Below are 14,818 nucleotides of genomic sequence, written 5' to 3' on the forward strand. Positions count from 1 at the left end.
CCCCTCGCCACGCCCGACCCCGATCGCCCGTGGCTGGACATGGACCTGGCCGTCACCCAGGCCCGCTTCTCGCTGCTGGGCGTGACCGTCAGCTATACCCTCATCCTCCACAATCGTGGCGAACGGCCCGCCCGGGAGGTCATGGTGCGCGGCCTGCTGGGCAATGGCGGCGCGCAGCAGCAGGCGTTGCTGCAAGGCTTCTTCAGCGGGCAGGACGGCCTGCCGCTGCACAGCGTCGTCGCCATCGCCCCGGGCGAGACGCAGAGCGTTTCGGGCGAACTGCGCCTGTCGCCGGAGCAGATCGTGCCGGTGGAGATGGGCCAGCGCAGCCTGCTCATTCCGGTCGCCGCCTTCGACGCCGCCTATCTCTGGGGCGATCGGGATGGCGAGGCGGCAGGCACGGGCCGCACCGCCCGCGCCTTCGTCGTCGGGCAGGAGCAGGACCCGCCGGCCGACCGCCTCGCGCCCCTTCGCCTTGATCAGGGGCCACGCCAATATCGCCGCCCCGCCGCCCGCGCCGCCGCAGAACTCACCCCCGCCTGACCCTGTCGGAAAGGGCAGAGCGCGCTTGTCGAAGCCCCGTCCTTTCGCCAAAGAAAGCCGGAGGGCAGCATCAAGGACAGGCCATGACCATCTTCGTTTCCACCGACTGGCTCGCCGCCGAACTGGGCGCCCCGGACCTCGTCATCCTGGATGCCAGCCTCTTCCTGCCCGGCACCCCGCGCGATCCCCGCGCCGAGTTCGAGGCCGCCCATATTCCCGGCGCAGCCTATATGGACCTGCCCACGCTCAACGACCCGAACGATCCCGTGCCGGGCATGCTGCCCCCCGACGCGATGATGACGCAACGCGCGCAGGCGCTCGGCATTCATCCCGACAACCGCATCATCGTCTATGACAACAGCCCGACGCACAGCGCCGCGCGCGGATGGTGGATGATGCGCGTCTATGGCCTGGGCGCGGACCGGGGCCGGGGCGCCGCGATCCTGGACGGCGGCCTGCCCAAATGGGTGGCGGAGGGGCGCGCGGTCGAAAGCGGCCCCGTCTCGCCCGCGCCCGGCACCGCCATCGCCCGGCTCGACCGGTCGCAGGTCCGAACCAAGGCCGACCTGATCGCCAATCTCGCCAGCGGCGACGCCCAGGTGATCGACGCGCGCGGCGCGGCCCGCTTCACCGGCGCGGAGGCGGAACCGCGCCCCGGCATGGCGTCGGGCCATATTCCCGGCAGCCGCAACCTCCCCTCCTCCGCCCTGTTCGACGCGGACAACCGGATGAAGCAGGGCAATGAACTGCGCCGCCTGTTCGTGGAGGCCGGCACGGATTTCGACCGCCCCGTCATCACCAGCTGCGGCAGCGGCGTCACCGCCGCCATCCTGCTCGCGGGGCTGGAGACGCTCGGCAAGACGGACGTGTCCCTCTATGACGGCAGCTGGTCGGAATGGGGCTTCGATCCCGGCACGCCCAAGGCGACGGGTGCGGCGTGAGCGAGGATGATGCGCGCAAGCCGCTGACGAAGCTGGCGCAGGCGGGGCGCAGGCCGGAATGGACCGGCATGCCGGGGCAGCCCGGCGGTATCGTCAGCCCGCCGGTATGGCGCGCCTCCACCATCCTTTACGATGATGTCGCCCACCTGCGGAAAGCGGCGGGCAGCAGCACGCATGAACGCCTCTTCTACGGGCGGAAAGGCACGCCGACGGCCTGGTCGCTCGCCGACGCGCTCACCGAACTGGAACCGGGCGCGGACGGCACGATGCTCTTCCCGTCGGGCGTGGCGGCGATCGCCTGCGCGCTCATGGCGGTGCTGAAACCCGGCGACCGGCTGCTGATGGTCGACAGCGCCTACGACCCCACCCGCAATTTCTGCGAACAGGTGCTGCGTCCCTGGGGCGTCGAGACGATCTATTATGATCCGACCAGCCTCTCGCTCGACGCCCATCTCGCCGATGGGCCGATCCGCGCGCTGTTCCTCGAAAGCCCCGGCAGCCTGACCTTCGAGGTGCAGGACGTGCCCGCGCTCGCCGCCTGGGCGAAGGCGAACGGGGTCGTCACGCTGATCGACAATACATGGGCGACGCCGCTCTATTTCCCGGCGCTTTCCCACGGCGTCGACATCTCCATCCTGGCGGGCACCAAATATATCGTCGGCCATAGCGACGTGATGATCGGCAGCGTCAGCGCCACGGCCGACTGGTTCGGGCGCATACGGCAGGGCGCCTATCTGTTCGGCCAGATGGTCAGCCCGGACGACGCCTGGCTGGCGTCGCGGGGCCTGCGCACGCTGGGCATCCGCCTTGCCCAGCATCGCGACAGCGCGCTTGCCGTCGCCCGCTGGCTGGCCGATCAGCCGGATGTCGCCCGCGTCCTGCACCCCGCCCTGCCCGACTTTCCGGGGCATGACGTCTGGCGGCGCGACTTTACCGGGTCCACCGGCCTTTTCAGCTTCATCCTCAAGGGCGGCGACGAGGCCGCGCGCGCCGCGCTGATCGACGGTCTCGCCCATTTCGGCATCGGCTACAGCTGGGGCGGGTTCGAGAGCCTCGCCCTTCCAGTCGATCCTGCCCGTTACCGCAGCGTCACGCGCTGGGAAGCGGAAGGACCGGCCGTCCGCCTTCATGTCGGACTGGAAGACCCGGCCGACCTCATCGCCGATCTCGACGCGGGCCTTGCCCGTTTCCGGGCCGCGCGCGACGGGGGTCGCGCCTGAGCGCTTGGCCGACTATATTCCCTCCATGCCACCGCTCTCTCTCCTGCTGATCTTCATCGCCACCGTCGCCGCGATGGAAGGGTTCGCCTATGTCATGCACCGCTGGGTGATGCACGGGCCGGGCTGGTTTCTCCATGCCAGCCACCATCGCCCCCGCACGGGTTTGTGGGAGGCGAACGACCTCTACTTCGTCATCTTCGCGCTCCCCTCCATCCTCCTCCTGCTCGGCGGCGTGCAATGGGGCTGGGGCGGCTGGGCGACGGCAATGGGCGCGGGGATCGCGGCCTATGGCGCCATCTATCTGGGCTTCCACGACATCATCGTGCATCAGCGTGTGCGCAACCGCTATGTCGCGCGCTCGCGCTACATGAAGCGGATCGTCCAGGCGCACCGTCTGCATCATGCCGTCGAAACAAAGCAAGGCACGGTCAGCTTCGGCTTCCTCGTCGCGCCGCATCCGACAGCGCTCAAGCGCCAGCTCGCCCGGAACGGCCGCGCCGGCATCCGCGCCGCGCGCGGTGTGGAAACGGCCGAGCCGCTGCCCTGAGGGCGGACTTTCCTACTTCGCCTGCCCGCGCTTCACTGCGGTCATGTCCGGCCCCGCCCAACCTCCTGCTCCCGACGCGCCCTGTCGCCCTCCAGGCGCCGATGGCGGAGACGCGTCGCGAGCGCGTTCGGCACGCTTCGGGGACGCGTGTGAGAGGCGTCGCGAGCGCGTCGCGGGCGAAAAGCCCGGTTTTGCGTGGCGTAATGGTGTGAACTTCGGTCCGCATCCAGCGCCGCCGTTTCACCGACGGGTCATTGGTATTTGCCGTCGCCGCCCTACATGCCCTCCATCCCCCACACGAAGGCGACGACATCCATGACCCTGACCCGCACCGAAACCGACAGCATCGGCGCCATCGAAGTACCGGCCGACGCCTATTGGGGGGCGCAGACGCAGCGCAGCATCGAAAATTTCCCCTTCGGCGCGACCGAACGGATGCCGATCGAAATCGTGCATGCGCTCGCCATCGTGAAGCAGGCGGCAGCGCGGGTGAACCGCGCCCACGGCCTCGATACCCGGATCGCCGACGCGATCGAGACCGCCGCGGCGGAGGTCGCCGCCGGCGACCATGACGACCAGTTCCCCCTCGTCATCTGGCAGACGGGCAGCGGCACCCAGTCCAACATGAACGTCAATGAGGTGATCGCCGGCCGCGCCAATGAAATCCTGACCGGAACGCGCGGCGGCAAATCGCCCGTCCATCCCAACGACCATGTCAACCAGGGGCAATCGTCCAACGACAGTTTCCCGACCGCCATGCATATCGCGGCCGCGCTCGCCGCGACCCGCCGGCTGCTGCCTGCGCTTCAGCGGCTGGAAAACGCCCTGCTGGACAAGGCGAAGGCGTGGAACCACATCGTGAAGATCGGCCGCACCCATCTTCAGGACGCGACGCCACTGACGCTGGGACAGGAATTTTCCGGCTATTATGCGCAGGTTCGCCTGGCCCGCACACGCACCATGCCGCTCGTCGAACATGGCCTTTCCCGCCTGGCGCAGGGCGGCACCGCCGTGGGCACCGGGCTCAACGCGCCGGAAGGATTTGGCGAGGATATCGCGCGCGAAATCGCCGCCATTACGGGCTTTCCGTTCGAAACCGCCCCCAACAAGTTCGAGGCGCTGGCCAGCCATGACACGCTGGTCGATTTTTCCGGCCGCCTGAACAGCATCGCGGTCGCGCTGACGAAGATCGCCAACGATATCCGCCTGCTGGGTTCAGGGCCGCGATCCGGCCTTGGCGAGCTGGACCTGCCCGCCAACGAACCGGGCAGCTCCATCATGCCGGGCAAGGTGAATCCCACCCAGTGCGAGATGCTGACCATGGTCGCGGCACAGGTGATCGGAAACCATCAGGCGGTGACGATCGGCGGCATGCAGGGCCATATGGAACTCAACGTCTTCAAGCCGTTGATCGGCGCGGCGGTGATGCGCTCCATCCACCTGCTCAGCGTCGGCATGGACAGCTTCGTCGAACGCTGCGTCGAGGGGCTGGAAGCCAATGAAGCGCGGATCGCAGAACTGGTTGATCGGTCGTTGATGCTGGTGACCGCCCTCGCGCCCGAAATCGGTTACGACAACGCCGCCGCCATCGCCAAACATGCGCACAAGAAGGGGCTGACGCTGCGCGAGGCGGGGCTTGAACTGGGGCTGGTCGATGCCGAGACGTTCGATCGTCTGGTGCGGCCCGAAAATATGGTGTGATGGTGGCGGAACCGGCGGCGCTGCGATACATTGACTCGACATGAAGAAGAAAAGCCTCACCCCCGACGCACCCCTGGTGACGATACGCCCGCCGCGTAAGGCCGGGCTGCTGCGAAAGGCGGCGCGGGTGGGTGCGACGGTGGTTGCCGCGCGCGTCGCCGCCGCCACCGGCAAGAAGGGCGTGGTCGGCCTCCTCGCCGGGGCCGGGGCGAAGCGGGTCATCATGCGCTATCCCGCCGGCGCGCTGTTCGTGACCGGCGCCTACATGGCTGGCAAGCTATACGAAGCCAAGCGCGAGGCGCAGCGGCGCAAGACGCAGAAGCTGCTGACCGATCAGAGTGCTGTTCCCGCCGGGAGCGACGCCATCCCCATCGGAAGCGCGCGCAAGACGGGTAAGGCCTAAAGTGCCGCCTGCCACTGGCGGATCGCTTCGACCGGCCAGGTCAGCATCAGGATGTTGAGCGTCAGATTGTCGCGGATAACGACAAGTGCGAGCAATTCCATGAGGATGCCGGCCGCGATGGTGACGCGCACGGGCGCGCGCGCCGCGAACAGAAATCCGGCTGTCATCATCCCGATGTCGCTCATCGAATTGAGGATCGAGTCGCCCGAATAGCCGAGCGCGATCGTCGCCGTGCGATACCGGTCGATGATGATCGGGGAATTTTCGAGGATTTCCCAGGCCGATTCCACCGCGACCGCAGCGGCGAGCCGCGTGCCCAACGGCTTCCCGCGCAACAGCCAGCGCGCCAGCGCGTAGAAGAGGAAGCCGTGAATGACGTGGCTGAGGCTGTACCAGTCGGCGATATGCTGGCTGTTGCCGCTGTCGAGCGCGCCATGCCATAATTCCACCCGCCCGCACGTGCAGATGGGCGGCCGGTGCATCAGGAACAGCAGCACGCATGCCCCCACAGCCACCAGAGCGGCCAGGATGAAGCCCCGCCTGTTCCCGCTGCTGCGCCTTCGCCCCATCCGTCTCGTCTCCCCCCTCTTGCAAAAAACGCGCTTCGGCGTCACTACCGGCCATGGCCGACAGCATCCCGAACCAGACGCCCGACTTTAAGCGCCGGGGCCTGCTCTTCGTTCTGTCCTCGCCTTCGGGCGCGGGCAAGTCCACCATCGCGCGCAAGCTGCTGGCCGCCGAGCCTGACCTGTCCATGTCGGTATCTGCCACCACGCGGCCGATGCGGCCGGGAGAGGTGGACGGCAAGGATTATCATTTCGTCGATCTCGAAGAATTCCGGCGCATGGCGAACGACCATGAGTTTCTGGAATGGGCGCACGTGTTCGGCCAGCGCTACGGCACGCCGCGGGCGGCGGTGGAGGCCATGCTGAAGTCCGGCAAGGACGTGCTGTTCGACATCGACTGGCAGGGCGCGCAGCAGTTGCACCAGATCGCCGGCGGCGATGTCGTGCGCATCTTCATCCTGCCCCCTTCGATGGAGGAGCTGGAACGCCGCCTGCGCGGGCGCGCGACTGACAGCAACGAAGTGATCGAAGGCCGCATGGCGCGCGCCGCAGGCGAGATCGCGCACTGGGACGGATATGACTATGTGCTGTGCAATGTGGATGCGGAGGATTGTTTCCAGCGGGTCCAGACCATCCTGCACGCCGAACGGATGAAGCGCAGCCGCCAGACCGGCCTCATCGGTTTCATCCGCAAGCTCAGTCGCTATCACCAGGACGACTGAGCGCGCCACCCATACGGTGTGCGCCCCAGGCGGCGGGTAGGAAAGCTATTTGTCGAAACCCGCCGGAGCGGCCCAGTCGGGATGGGTCCATGCCATCGCCTTGAACAAGGTGCCCATCTGTTCGGGATCGGTAAGGCGGCGGCGGGCCGCATCCACGTCCTGCGCGCGATCCGGGCTGGACGCCGCCAGTTGATCGGCGCGGGCATGGATGCCGAGTTGCGCCAGGAAATCGCCCTGCCCGGCCGGACCATATACCCGCAGCCCCGCCTGCCGCGCCATATTGCCCAGCATGGTGAAATCGACATGGGTGGTAAGGTCCACCTCGCCCGGATCGGCGAAGGGATCAGCGAAGGCGTGATCCCTGACCGCCTGAAGCGTGTCGCCCAGCGCCGGGCCTTCATAGCCATAGTCGATGAGGATCGCGACGCCGCCCTGCTTGGCGATCCGGTTGGCGAGCGCAAAGGCGATGCCTGCGCCGACGATCGGCGATTCGATGATCGCGCCGTCCTCCGCCTGCGCGGCAATCGGCGGCAGGCCTGATTCGATGCGACGATAGCCGGGAACGGCGAGGAAACGTCCTTCCGCTTCCCGCGCGACCACCACCCGTTCCCGCCATTCGTCAGCGACGCGGACGCATTGCCGTATCGGCAGCGCATCGAAAAATTCGTTGGCGACCACCAGCAGCGGGCCTTTTTCCGGCAGGGTGTCGATCGTGTCGTGGTGGTGGGCAATGGGGAGCAGCGCCCGTTGGCGGTCGCGCAGGACGGGGCTCGTTTCCACCAGATGCAGCTTGGGCGCGAGGGCCGCCCGCTCCATCGCGCGGAGCGCATCGGACGCCAGCGTGCCGCGTCCCGGACCGAGTTCGACATAGGCGGGATCGGGCCGCCTGCCCGAGCGCATCCACACATCCGCGAGCGCCAGCCCGACCAGTTCGCCGAACATCTGGCTGATTTCGGGCGCGGTGGTGAAGTCGCCGGCCGCGCCCAGCGGATCGCGGGTGGCGTAATAATGCTGGTTCGCCTCCCCGATATAATGGGCGACGGATATCGGCCCGCCCGCCGCGATCTGGCGCGCCAGCCGCGTGGCGAGCGGTTCGGCGTCAGCCGACACTGGCGCTGCCGGCGACCGGCTCGACGCGCAGGCGGCGGCCCTTCGCCGTGGCGATAAGATAGAGGCCCGCGACGATCATCGGGATGCAGAGCCACTGGCCCATATGCAGGCCCGTGCGCGCGGCGAATTCCATAAGCTGGGCGTCGGCTTCGCGGACATATTCGACGGCGAAGCGGAAGCAGCCATAGCCGAGCAGGAAGATGCCGACGAGCTTGCCGGGTTCGTAGCGCGCCTTCGTCCGCCAGAAGGCATAGGCAAGGATGAGGAACAGCAGCACACCTTCCAGCAGCGCTTCGTAAAGCTGGCTGGGGTGGCGGGGAAAGGGTCCGCCGGTGGGGAAGATGATGGCCCAGGGAACGTCGGTTTCCTTGCCCCAAAGTTCCCCGTTCACGAAATTGGCCAGCCGGCCGAAGAAGAGGCCGAAGGGCACCACGCAGGCGACATAGTCGTGGATGCGCAGCCAGTTCAGCTTTTCCTTCCATGCCATGTAGAGGATGCCGAGCGAGACGCCGAGCGCGCCGCCATGGAAGGACATGCCGCCATTCCATAGTTTGAATATGTCGAGCGGGTGGCGGAGGATTTCGGGCTGGTAAAAGACCACATAGGCGAGCCGGCCGCCGATGATGATGCCGAGGGTCGCATAGAAGATCATGTCGTCGGCATGGCGTCGCGCCATCGGCGACCCGGGCTGCGCGACCAGTTTCAGCAGATACCAGTAGCCGATCAGGATGCCCGCCAGATAGGCGAGGCTGTACCATTTGATGGTGAAGAAGCCGAGGTTGAGGGCCACGGGGTTCAGCCCCAGATCTTCGAAACGAATGGCGCCCGAAGCGGCGGCGGCGAGGTCCAGGATCAAAATCGAGCCCCTTAAAGGATGAGGAGTGCGGCCATAAAGCAAGCGCGTCCGAAGATGAAGGGGCGATGGGCGATTCGGTCACCTCCCGCCGGGCCACCGCGGCCCTGCGAAGTTCATACCGTTTATGCCACGCAAAACTGCCGAAAATAGGCTCGACGCGCTCGCGAGGCTTCCGCGAAGCGCCGCCGACGCGTCCGCCATGCGCTCGCGACGCGTCTCGTCCTATGGAGCGTCGCGGTGGATAGGATGGGTGGATGGAGGGAGTGGCCGCTGGTCATGGAGAGAATGGAGCAGCAGGGGCGCGGGTAGGAAAGCGGGGGAGACAGAAGCGGGGGGACGGGTCGAGCAACCCGATCATCGTCACCCAGCGAAGCGGGGGCCTGAGGCCTTCAGGGGCGACCGCCGTGCGTCATCGCCTGAGATGCCCGCCTGCGCCGGCATGACGCAGGCGGGAGAGGGACTTGGACAGCCCCTTCCCCTCTATTTCTTCTTGCCGAAGTCCACCGTCACGACGTTGGACCCGTCTTCGCTCGTCGCCTGCGGCACGTCGTTCTCGGCTTCCTCGTGCGGCTGGGGATCATCGTCGGAATTGACCTGGAACTGAAGCGCGAAGTTGACGGCGGGATCGACGAAGGCAGTGATCGCGGCGAAGGGAATGTAGAGATGCGCCGCGACCTGGTTGAAGGTCAGGCTCACCTCGAAATGGCGGTCGCTGACCTTCAGATCCCAGAATTTATTCTGGAGGACGATGGTCATTTCGTCCGGGAAGCGCTCCTCCAGATGGCGGGGGATGTCCACGCCGGGCGCCTGCGTCTTGAAGGTGATGTAGAAGTGATGCGCGCCCGGCAGGCCGCCTGTTTCCTGCACTTCGCCCAGCACGCGGCCGACGACCGCGCGCAGCGCCTCCTGCACGATCTCGTCATAGGGAATCAGGCTGTCGGGCAGGTCTTCGCTCATGGGCCAATGTCCTAACGGCGCGAAACCGGGGGTCAAGCCCGTGCGCGCGATTGCATGCGCGGCGGGAAGCGCTATAGGGCGGCCATGCGCACGGCCGAGATTCACCGGAACACCGCGGAAACGCAGATCGACGTCACCGTCAACCTGGACGGCACGGGCCTTTATACGGTGTCGACCGGCATCGGCTTTTTCGACCATATGATCGAGCAGCTGTCGCGCCATTCGCTGATCGACATGGACGTGAAGACCGTGGGCGACCTGCATGTCGACCAGCATCACACGACCGAGGATACGGCGATCGCGATCGGCGAGGCGGTGGCCAAGGCGCTGGGCGACAAGCGCGGCATTTCCCGGTACGGCAGCGTCTATTCGCCCATGGACGAGACGCTGACGCGTGTCGCGCTCGATATTTCGGGCCGGCCCTGGCTGGTGTGCAAGCTGCCCTTTACCGTGCAGAAGATCGGTGAATGGGATGCGGAGATGGTGGAGCATTTCTTCCACAGCTTCGCCCAGGCGGCGGGCATCACGCTGCACATCGAAAATCTCTACGGCGGCAACAACCACCATATCGTCGAAAGCGCGTTCAAGGGCCTGGCCCGCGCGTTGCGGCAGGCGGTGGAGATCGACCCCCGCAAGGGGGACGCGATCCCTTCGACCAAGGGCATGTTGTGAGGAAAATGCGGCGATGTTTCTGATTTCCATCATCTACACCGCCCCTCTAGAACAGGTCGACGCCCATCGGGCGGCGCACCGCGCCTGGCTGGACGAGGCGATCGCGGAGGGCTGGCTGTTGCTGGCCGGGCCGCGCGAACCGCGCACGGGCGGCGTGCTGCTGGCGCGCGGGACGCGCGCCGAGTTGCAGGAAAAAGTGGCAGGCGATCCCTTCTTCCTCAACGGACTGTCGACGTTCGAGCTGATCGAATTCACGCCGGTCAAGGCCGCTGCGGGCGTGACGCTGGAGAGCCTGCTGGCGTGACCATCGCCCTCATAGATTATGGCGCGGGCAACCTCCATTCGGTGCATAACGCGCTGCGCAAGGCGGGGGCGGAGGATGTCGTCATCACCGCCGACGCCGATGCGGTGGCGCGCGCCGACCGGATCGTCCTGCCGGGGGTGGGCGCGTTCCGCGCCTGCCGCGACGCGCTGGTCGCGATCGACGGCATGGTCGAGGCGATGAACGCGGCGGTGCGGACGCGCGGCACGCCGTTCCTTGGGGTGTGCGTGGGCATGCAGTTGCTGGCCGATGCGGGCGAGGAATTCGGGCGGCATGACGGGCTGGGCTGGATCCCCGGCACGGTGCGGATGATCGAGCCGACCGACCCGGCCATAAAGGTTCCGCATATGGGATGGAACGACGTGACGCTGGCGGACGGCGCGCCGGCGCTGCTGGAGGGCGGCGAAGCCTATTTCCTGCACAGCTATCATTTCGACGCCGCCGATCCGGCCGATGTCGCGGCGGTCACCGACCATGGTGGGCCGCTGGTCGCGGCGGTGGCGCGCGACACCGTCATCGGCTGCCAGTTCCACCCGGAAAAGAGCCAGCGCTACGGCCTTTCCTTCCTTTCCCGTTTCCTGGAGTGGCGGCCGTGAGCCTGATCGTCTTTCCCGCTATCGACCTTAAAGAAGGTCAGGTCGTCCGCCTGGCCGAAGGGGACATGGGCCGGGCCACCGTCTATGGCGACGATCCCGCCGCGCAGGCCATGCTGTTCGCGCAGGCCGGGGCGCAGCATCTGCATGTCGTCGACCTGGACGGCAGCTTTGCGGGCCATGCGGTGAACGCGGCGGCGGTCGAGGCGATCGTCGAGGCCTTTCCGGGCCATGTCCAGCTTGGCGGCGGCATCCGTAACCGGGAGGCGGTGGAGCGCTGGTTCGACCTGGGCGTATCGCGCATCGTGATCGGCACGGCGGCGCTCAAAGACCCCGCCTTCGTCAAGGCGGCGGCGCGCGACTTTCCCGGCGGCATCGTCGTGGCGGTCGACGCCCGCGACGGCTTCGTCGCGACCGACGGGTGGGCGGAAAAGAGCGACATGCCCGTCATCGACCTTGCCCGCCGGTTCGAGGATGCGGGCGTCGCCAGCCTGCTCTTCACCGATGTGGGCCGGGACGGACTGCTCAAGGGATGCAACATCGACGCGACGGTGGACCTTGCCCGCGCGACCGACATTCCCGTGATCGCCAGCGGCGGCGTCGCGGGGATCGCGGACATCCGGGTGCTCAGCCTGCACGCGGACGAGGGAATTGAGGGGGTCATCACCGGCCGCGCGCTTTATGACGGGCGGCTGGACCTGAAGACCGCGCTGGCGGTGGCGCAGGCGGCGGCGTGATCCCATGACCGTCCGCACCCGCGTCATCCCCTGCCTGGACGTCGCCAACGGGCGGGTGGTGAAGGGCGTCAATTTCGTCGACCTGCGCGACGCGGGCGATCCGGTCGAACAGGCGAAGCTGTATGATGCGGCGGGCGCGGACGAGCTCTGCTTCCTCGACATCACCGCCAGCCATGAGGCGCGCGGCACCATATTGGACGTGGTGCGCCGGACCGCCGAGGTCTGCTTCATGCCCGTGACCGTGGGCGGCGGGGTGCGCAGCGCGGAGGATGCGCGCGCGCTGCTGCTCGCCGGGGCGGACAAGGTGGCGGTGAACAGCGCCGCCGTGGCGCGGCCCGAGATCGTCGCCGACATCGCCGACCGGTTCGGCAGCCAGTGCATCGTGGGATCGGTGGATGCGCGGCGCGTGGGCGAGGGCCAGTGGGAAATCTTCACTCATGGCGGACGCAAGCCGACCGGGATCGACGCGCTGGAACATGCCCTGCGCCTTGCAGAGCTTGGCGCGGGCGAGCTGCTGGTGACGTCGATGGACGGAGACGGCACGCGGCAGGGCTATGACCTGGCGCTGACCCGCGCCATCGCGGACGCGGTGTCCGTGCCGGTGGTGGCGAGCGGCGGCGTCGGAACGCTCGACCATCTGGTCGAGGGCGTGGTGGAAGGCCATGCCAGCGCGGTGCTGGCGGCGTCGATATTCCATTTCGGCCAGCACAGCATCGCGCAGGCGCATCAGGCGCTGGCGGCGGCCGGGATCGCGGTGCGGCGGCACTGAGCGGCGCCATATGCGGGGCCATCGCCTTCTTTCCGACAGAAATGATTTGACGGGTCGCGCGCGCGGCGCTTGATGCAGGGCCATGCGTGCGACCCTTCACAGCCTGGAACAGACGATCCGCGAGCGGCGGAGCGCCGATCCGTCCGCATCCTATGTGGCGAAGCTGGCCGGCAAGGGCCGCGCCAAGATCGCGCAGAAGGTCGGCGAGGAAGCGGTCGAGACAGTGATCGCCGCCATGGCCGGCGAGCGGGACGGAGTCGTGGGCGAGAGCGCGGACCTGCTGTTCCACCTGCTGATGCTGCTGGCGGACATGGACGTGCCGCTGGATGCGGTGCTGGACGAGCTGGAACGGCGCGAGGGCGTTTCGGGCATCGCCGAAAAAGCGGCCCGTCCGCAGGACTGACCGTAAAAGAAATACCGGAAAGAAATCATTCCCCCTGCGTTATGGTGCCGGTTTCCGCATCATAGCGACGAAGGGGAGGTTCCATGATTCGCTCCGTCTTAGGGGGGCTGCTCGGCGGCCTGGCCCTGTTCATCACTGGCTTCCTTTTCTGGGGCACGCCGCTGTCCGCGCTGGCGATCAGCCGCGCCGACGAGCAGGCGAGCGCCAATCTGCAGGCCGCGCTGGCGCAGGCGCTCAACGCCACGGGGACGGGCGTCTATACCATCCCCGATCCATCGAGCGCGCAGGGGACGATCCTGTACGGACGCGGGCCGGTGGCGCAGGTTTTCTACAATAGCGGCGGATTCCCGGTAATGGACGGCGGGTCGCTGATCGGCGGACTGATCCTGTCCCTGCTGGTCGGGCTGCTGATCGGGCTGGCGCTGCGTTTCTGCCTGCCCGACTTCATCAGCCGCGTGCGGGCGGCCATTTTCCTGTCGCTCGCGGCTGTCCTGTGGATCGACATCGGGCAGGCCGTGTTCATGCACGCGCCCTGGGGCTATATCCTCTACCTTGCCTTCAGCGATTTCGTCGGGCTGGCGCTGGCGGGGCTGATCGCCGCGAAGCTGATGGAGACGAAGACGGCGAGCGCGACCGGCGAGGCCGGGACGCTGCACTAATCGGCGGCGTCGGCTTCCTGCGCCATGCGGATCATGCAGGCGGCATGGCGATGGGCGACGGCCATCCGGTCCGCGCCATAGCCGCCGCCCATGGTGCTGGCGAGCGGGATGGCGCGGGCCAGCGCCTGCCGCATCACATAACGGTCCCGCGCGTCGAGCCCCGCATCGGTGAGCGCCAGCCGACCGAGACGATCGCCGCCATGCGGGTCGACCCCCGCCTGATAAAGGATGAGGTCGGGCGCAAAATCGTCCAGCACCCGCGGCAGCGTGTCGGCCAGGATGGCGAGATAGGCGTCGTCCCCCATCCCGTCCGCAAGGCCGATGTCGAGGGTCGAGCGCGCCTTGCGCACCGGAAAATTCTTTTCCGCATGGATCGACAAGGTGAAGATGTCGCTGCGACCGGCAAGCAGCGAGGCGGTGCCGTCGCCCTGATGCACGTCGAGGTCGAGGATCAGGATGCGCGCCGCGTCCCCTTCCGCGATCAGGCGGTGGGCGGCGATGGCAAGATCGTTGAACACGCAATAGCCCGCGCCCGTATCGCTGAGCGCATGATGGCTGCCGCCTGCGGCATTGGCGGCATAGCGATGTTGCTGCGCCAGCCTGGCGGCGAGCCAGGTGCCGCCCGGCGAAAGCAGGGAACGGCGCATCACCCGCTCGGTCACGGGAAAGCCGATCCGCCGCTCCTTTTCCGGCGGCACCGTCATGCCAAGCACCTGATCGACATAATCGGGGTCGTGCACCGCCTCCAGCCAGGCGCGGGGCATGGGTTCGGGCTGGTGCAGGGTAAAGACAGCGGCGCTTTCCCTGAGCGCCTCCATCACCAAGCCATATTTGTCGAAACGAAAGCTGCTGCCGGGTGTTGCAGGCGAGACATAGGCGGGGTGGTGAACAACGTGCAGCATGATCTTTTCGGACTATCGCGATTTGAACGATGGCCGCTTTGCGCTATCTGGTCCAGCATGAACCATCCCAAGATGACCCAAAGTCCATGGCTGGCGCTCGCCGGCCTGATTGCCATTCCCCTTTCCGCCCCCGCTCATGGGCAGACTCCGCCGCCCGCCGTCGCCCCGACGCTGGCTCCGCCCACGATGCAGCAA

The 14,818-nt window shown here is 67.2% G+C and carries 18 protein-coding genes and 1 pseudogene; 14 read left to right on the plus strand and 5 right to left on the minus strand.

What is annotated here, in order from left to right:
* The 6 genes and pseudogenes from AX724_RS23975 to AX724_RS07860 form a co-directional block, all read left to right on the plus strand.
* Positions 1–543, plus strand: a pseudogene (locus AX724_RS23975) (hypothetical protein); the annotation flags it as partial.
* A gap of 83 nt (positions 544–626) precedes the next feature.
* Entirely contained in the window at positions 627–1,484 is an 858-nt protein-coding gene (locus tag AX724_RS07840) for a sulfurtransferase (RefSeq protein ID WP_066765101.1), read from the plus strand.
* Positions 1,439–2,704, plus strand: a complete 1,266-nt coding sequence (gene metC / locus AX724_RS07845; RefSeq protein ID WP_066765103.1) for a cystathionine beta-lyase — start codon at positions 1,439–1,441, stop codon at positions 2,702–2,704. The genes AX724_RS07840 and metC overlap by 46 nt, the downstream gene beginning before the upstream one ends.
* A 25-nt stretch (positions 2,705–2,729) precedes the next feature.
* The gene (locus tag AX724_RS07850) at positions 2,730–3,251 is read left to right on the plus strand and encodes a sterol desaturase family protein (protein WP_066765134.1); all 522 of its coding nucleotides are present in this window, start codon (positions 2,730–2,732) and stop codon (positions 3,249–3,251) included.
* Positions 3,252–3,566: 315 nt separating this feature from the next.
* Entirely contained in the window at positions 3,567–4,952 is a 1,386-nt protein-coding gene (gene fumC, locus AX724_RS07855) for a class II fumarate hydratase (protein WP_066765104.1), read from the plus strand.
* Positions 4,953–4,992: 40 nt separating this feature from the next.
* A complete protein-coding gene (locus AX724_RS07860) occupies positions 4,993–5,355 on the plus strand; it encodes a hypothetical protein (protein ID WP_066765105.1) in 363 nt (120 codons plus the stop codon).
* On the opposite strand, the gene AX724_RS07865 is transcribed toward AX724_RS07860, so the two are convergent.
* Positions 5,352–5,924, minus strand: coding sequence for a DUF2585 domain-containing protein (locus tag AX724_RS07865; RefSeq protein ID WP_066765106.1), 573 nt, complete (start codon positions 5,922–5,924; stop codon positions 5,352–5,354). The genes AX724_RS07860 and AX724_RS07865 overlap by 4 nt on opposite strands.
* A 53-nt stretch (positions 5,925–5,977) precedes the next feature.
* On the opposite strand from AX724_RS07865, the gene gmk reads away from it, so the two are divergent.
* Positions 5,978–6,643 carry a guanylate kinase gene (gene gmk, locus AX724_RS07870; RefSeq protein WP_066765108.1) on the plus strand — a complete coding sequence of 222 codons (666 nt, stop codon included), beginning with the start codon at positions 5,978–5,980 and terminating at the stop codon, positions 6,641–6,643.
* Between the two features lie 45 nt (positions 6,644–6,688).
* Here the strand turns inward: gmk and AX724_RS07875 are convergent, their stop codons facing one another.
* The 3 genes from AX724_RS07875 to AX724_RS07885 all read right to left on the minus strand — a co-directional run bounded on the left by AX724_RS07875 (position 6,689) and on the right by AX724_RS07885 (position 9,566).
* On the minus strand, positions 6,689–7,753 hold the full coding sequence (locus AX724_RS07875) for a class I SAM-dependent methyltransferase (protein ID WP_066765110.1): 1,065 nt from the start codon (positions 7,751–7,753) through the stop codon (positions 6,689–6,691).
* Entirely contained in the window at positions 7,743–8,609 is an 867-nt protein-coding gene (gene lgt / locus AX724_RS07880) for a prolipoprotein diacylglyceryl transferase (RefSeq protein WP_066765112.1), read from the minus strand. Before lgt ends, AX724_RS07875 begins: the two co-directional genes overlap by 11 nt.
* Before the next feature lie 480 nt (positions 8,610–9,089).
* Positions 9,090–9,566, minus strand: coding sequence for an SspB family protein (locus AX724_RS07885; RefSeq protein WP_066765116.1), 477 nt, complete (start codon positions 9,564–9,566; stop codon positions 9,090–9,092).
* Between the two features lie 84 nt (positions 9,567–9,650).
* On the opposite strand from AX724_RS07885, the gene hisB reads away from it, so the two are divergent.
* The 7 genes from hisB to AX724_RS07920 all read left to right on the plus strand — a co-directional run bounded on the left by hisB (position 9,651) and on the right by AX724_RS07920 (position 13,721).
* Entirely contained in the window at positions 9,651–10,238 is a 588-nt protein-coding gene (gene hisB / locus AX724_RS07890) for an imidazoleglycerol-phosphate dehydratase HisB (protein ID WP_066765139.1), read from the plus strand.
* A 13-nt stretch (positions 10,239–10,251) separates the two neighbouring features.
* Positions 10,252–10,542, plus strand: a complete 291-nt coding sequence (locus tag AX724_RS07895; RefSeq protein WP_066765118.1) for a YciI family protein — start codon at positions 10,252–10,254, stop codon at positions 10,540–10,542.
* A complete protein-coding gene (hisH, locus tag AX724_RS07900; protein WP_066765120.1) occupies positions 10,539–11,156 on the plus strand; it encodes an imidazole glycerol phosphate synthase subunit HisH in 618 nt (205 codons plus the stop codon). The genes AX724_RS07895 and hisH overlap by 4 nt, the downstream gene beginning before the upstream one ends.
* On the plus strand, positions 11,153–11,890 hold the full coding sequence (gene hisA, locus AX724_RS07905) for a 1-(5-phosphoribosyl)-5-[(5-phosphoribosylamino)methylideneamino]imidazole-4-carboxamide isomerase (protein ID WP_066765122.1): 738 nt from the start codon (positions 11,153–11,155) through the stop codon (positions 11,888–11,890). Before hisH ends, hisA begins: the two co-directional genes overlap by 4 nt.
* 4 nt (positions 11,891–11,894) lie before the next feature.
* The gene (hisF, locus tag AX724_RS07910; RefSeq protein WP_066765124.1) at positions 11,895–12,659 is read left to right on the plus strand and encodes an imidazole glycerol phosphate synthase subunit HisF; all 765 of its coding nucleotides are present in this window, start codon (positions 11,895–11,897) and stop codon (positions 12,657–12,659) included.
* Positions 12,660–12,741: 82 nt separating this feature from the next.
* Positions 12,742–13,062 carry a phosphoribosyl-ATP diphosphatase gene (locus AX724_RS07915; protein ID WP_066765125.1) on the plus strand — a complete coding sequence of 107 codons (321 nt, stop codon included), beginning with the start codon at positions 12,742–12,744 and terminating at the stop codon, positions 13,060–13,062.
* A gap of 83 nt (positions 13,063–13,145) precedes the next feature.
* On the plus strand, positions 13,146–13,721 hold the full coding sequence (locus AX724_RS07920; RefSeq protein WP_066765127.1) for a hypothetical protein: 576 nt from the start codon (positions 13,146–13,148) through the stop codon (positions 13,719–13,721).
* Here AX724_RS07920 and AX724_RS07925 read toward each other — a convergent pair.
* The gene (locus AX724_RS07925; RefSeq protein WP_066765129.1) at positions 13,718–14,623 is read right to left on the minus strand and encodes a histone deacetylase family protein; all 906 of its coding nucleotides are present in this window, start codon (positions 14,621–14,623) and stop codon (positions 13,718–13,720) included. The two genes, AX724_RS07920 and AX724_RS07925, sit on opposite strands and share 4 nt — an antisense overlap.
* Between the last annotated feature and the right edge of the window lie 195 nt (positions 14,624–14,818).

Source organism: Sphingobium sp. CCH11-B1 (assembly GCF_001556865.1).
In the GTDB taxonomy this organism is placed as follows: domain Bacteria; phylum Pseudomonadota; class Alphaproteobacteria; order Sphingomonadales; family Sphingomonadaceae; genus Sphingobium.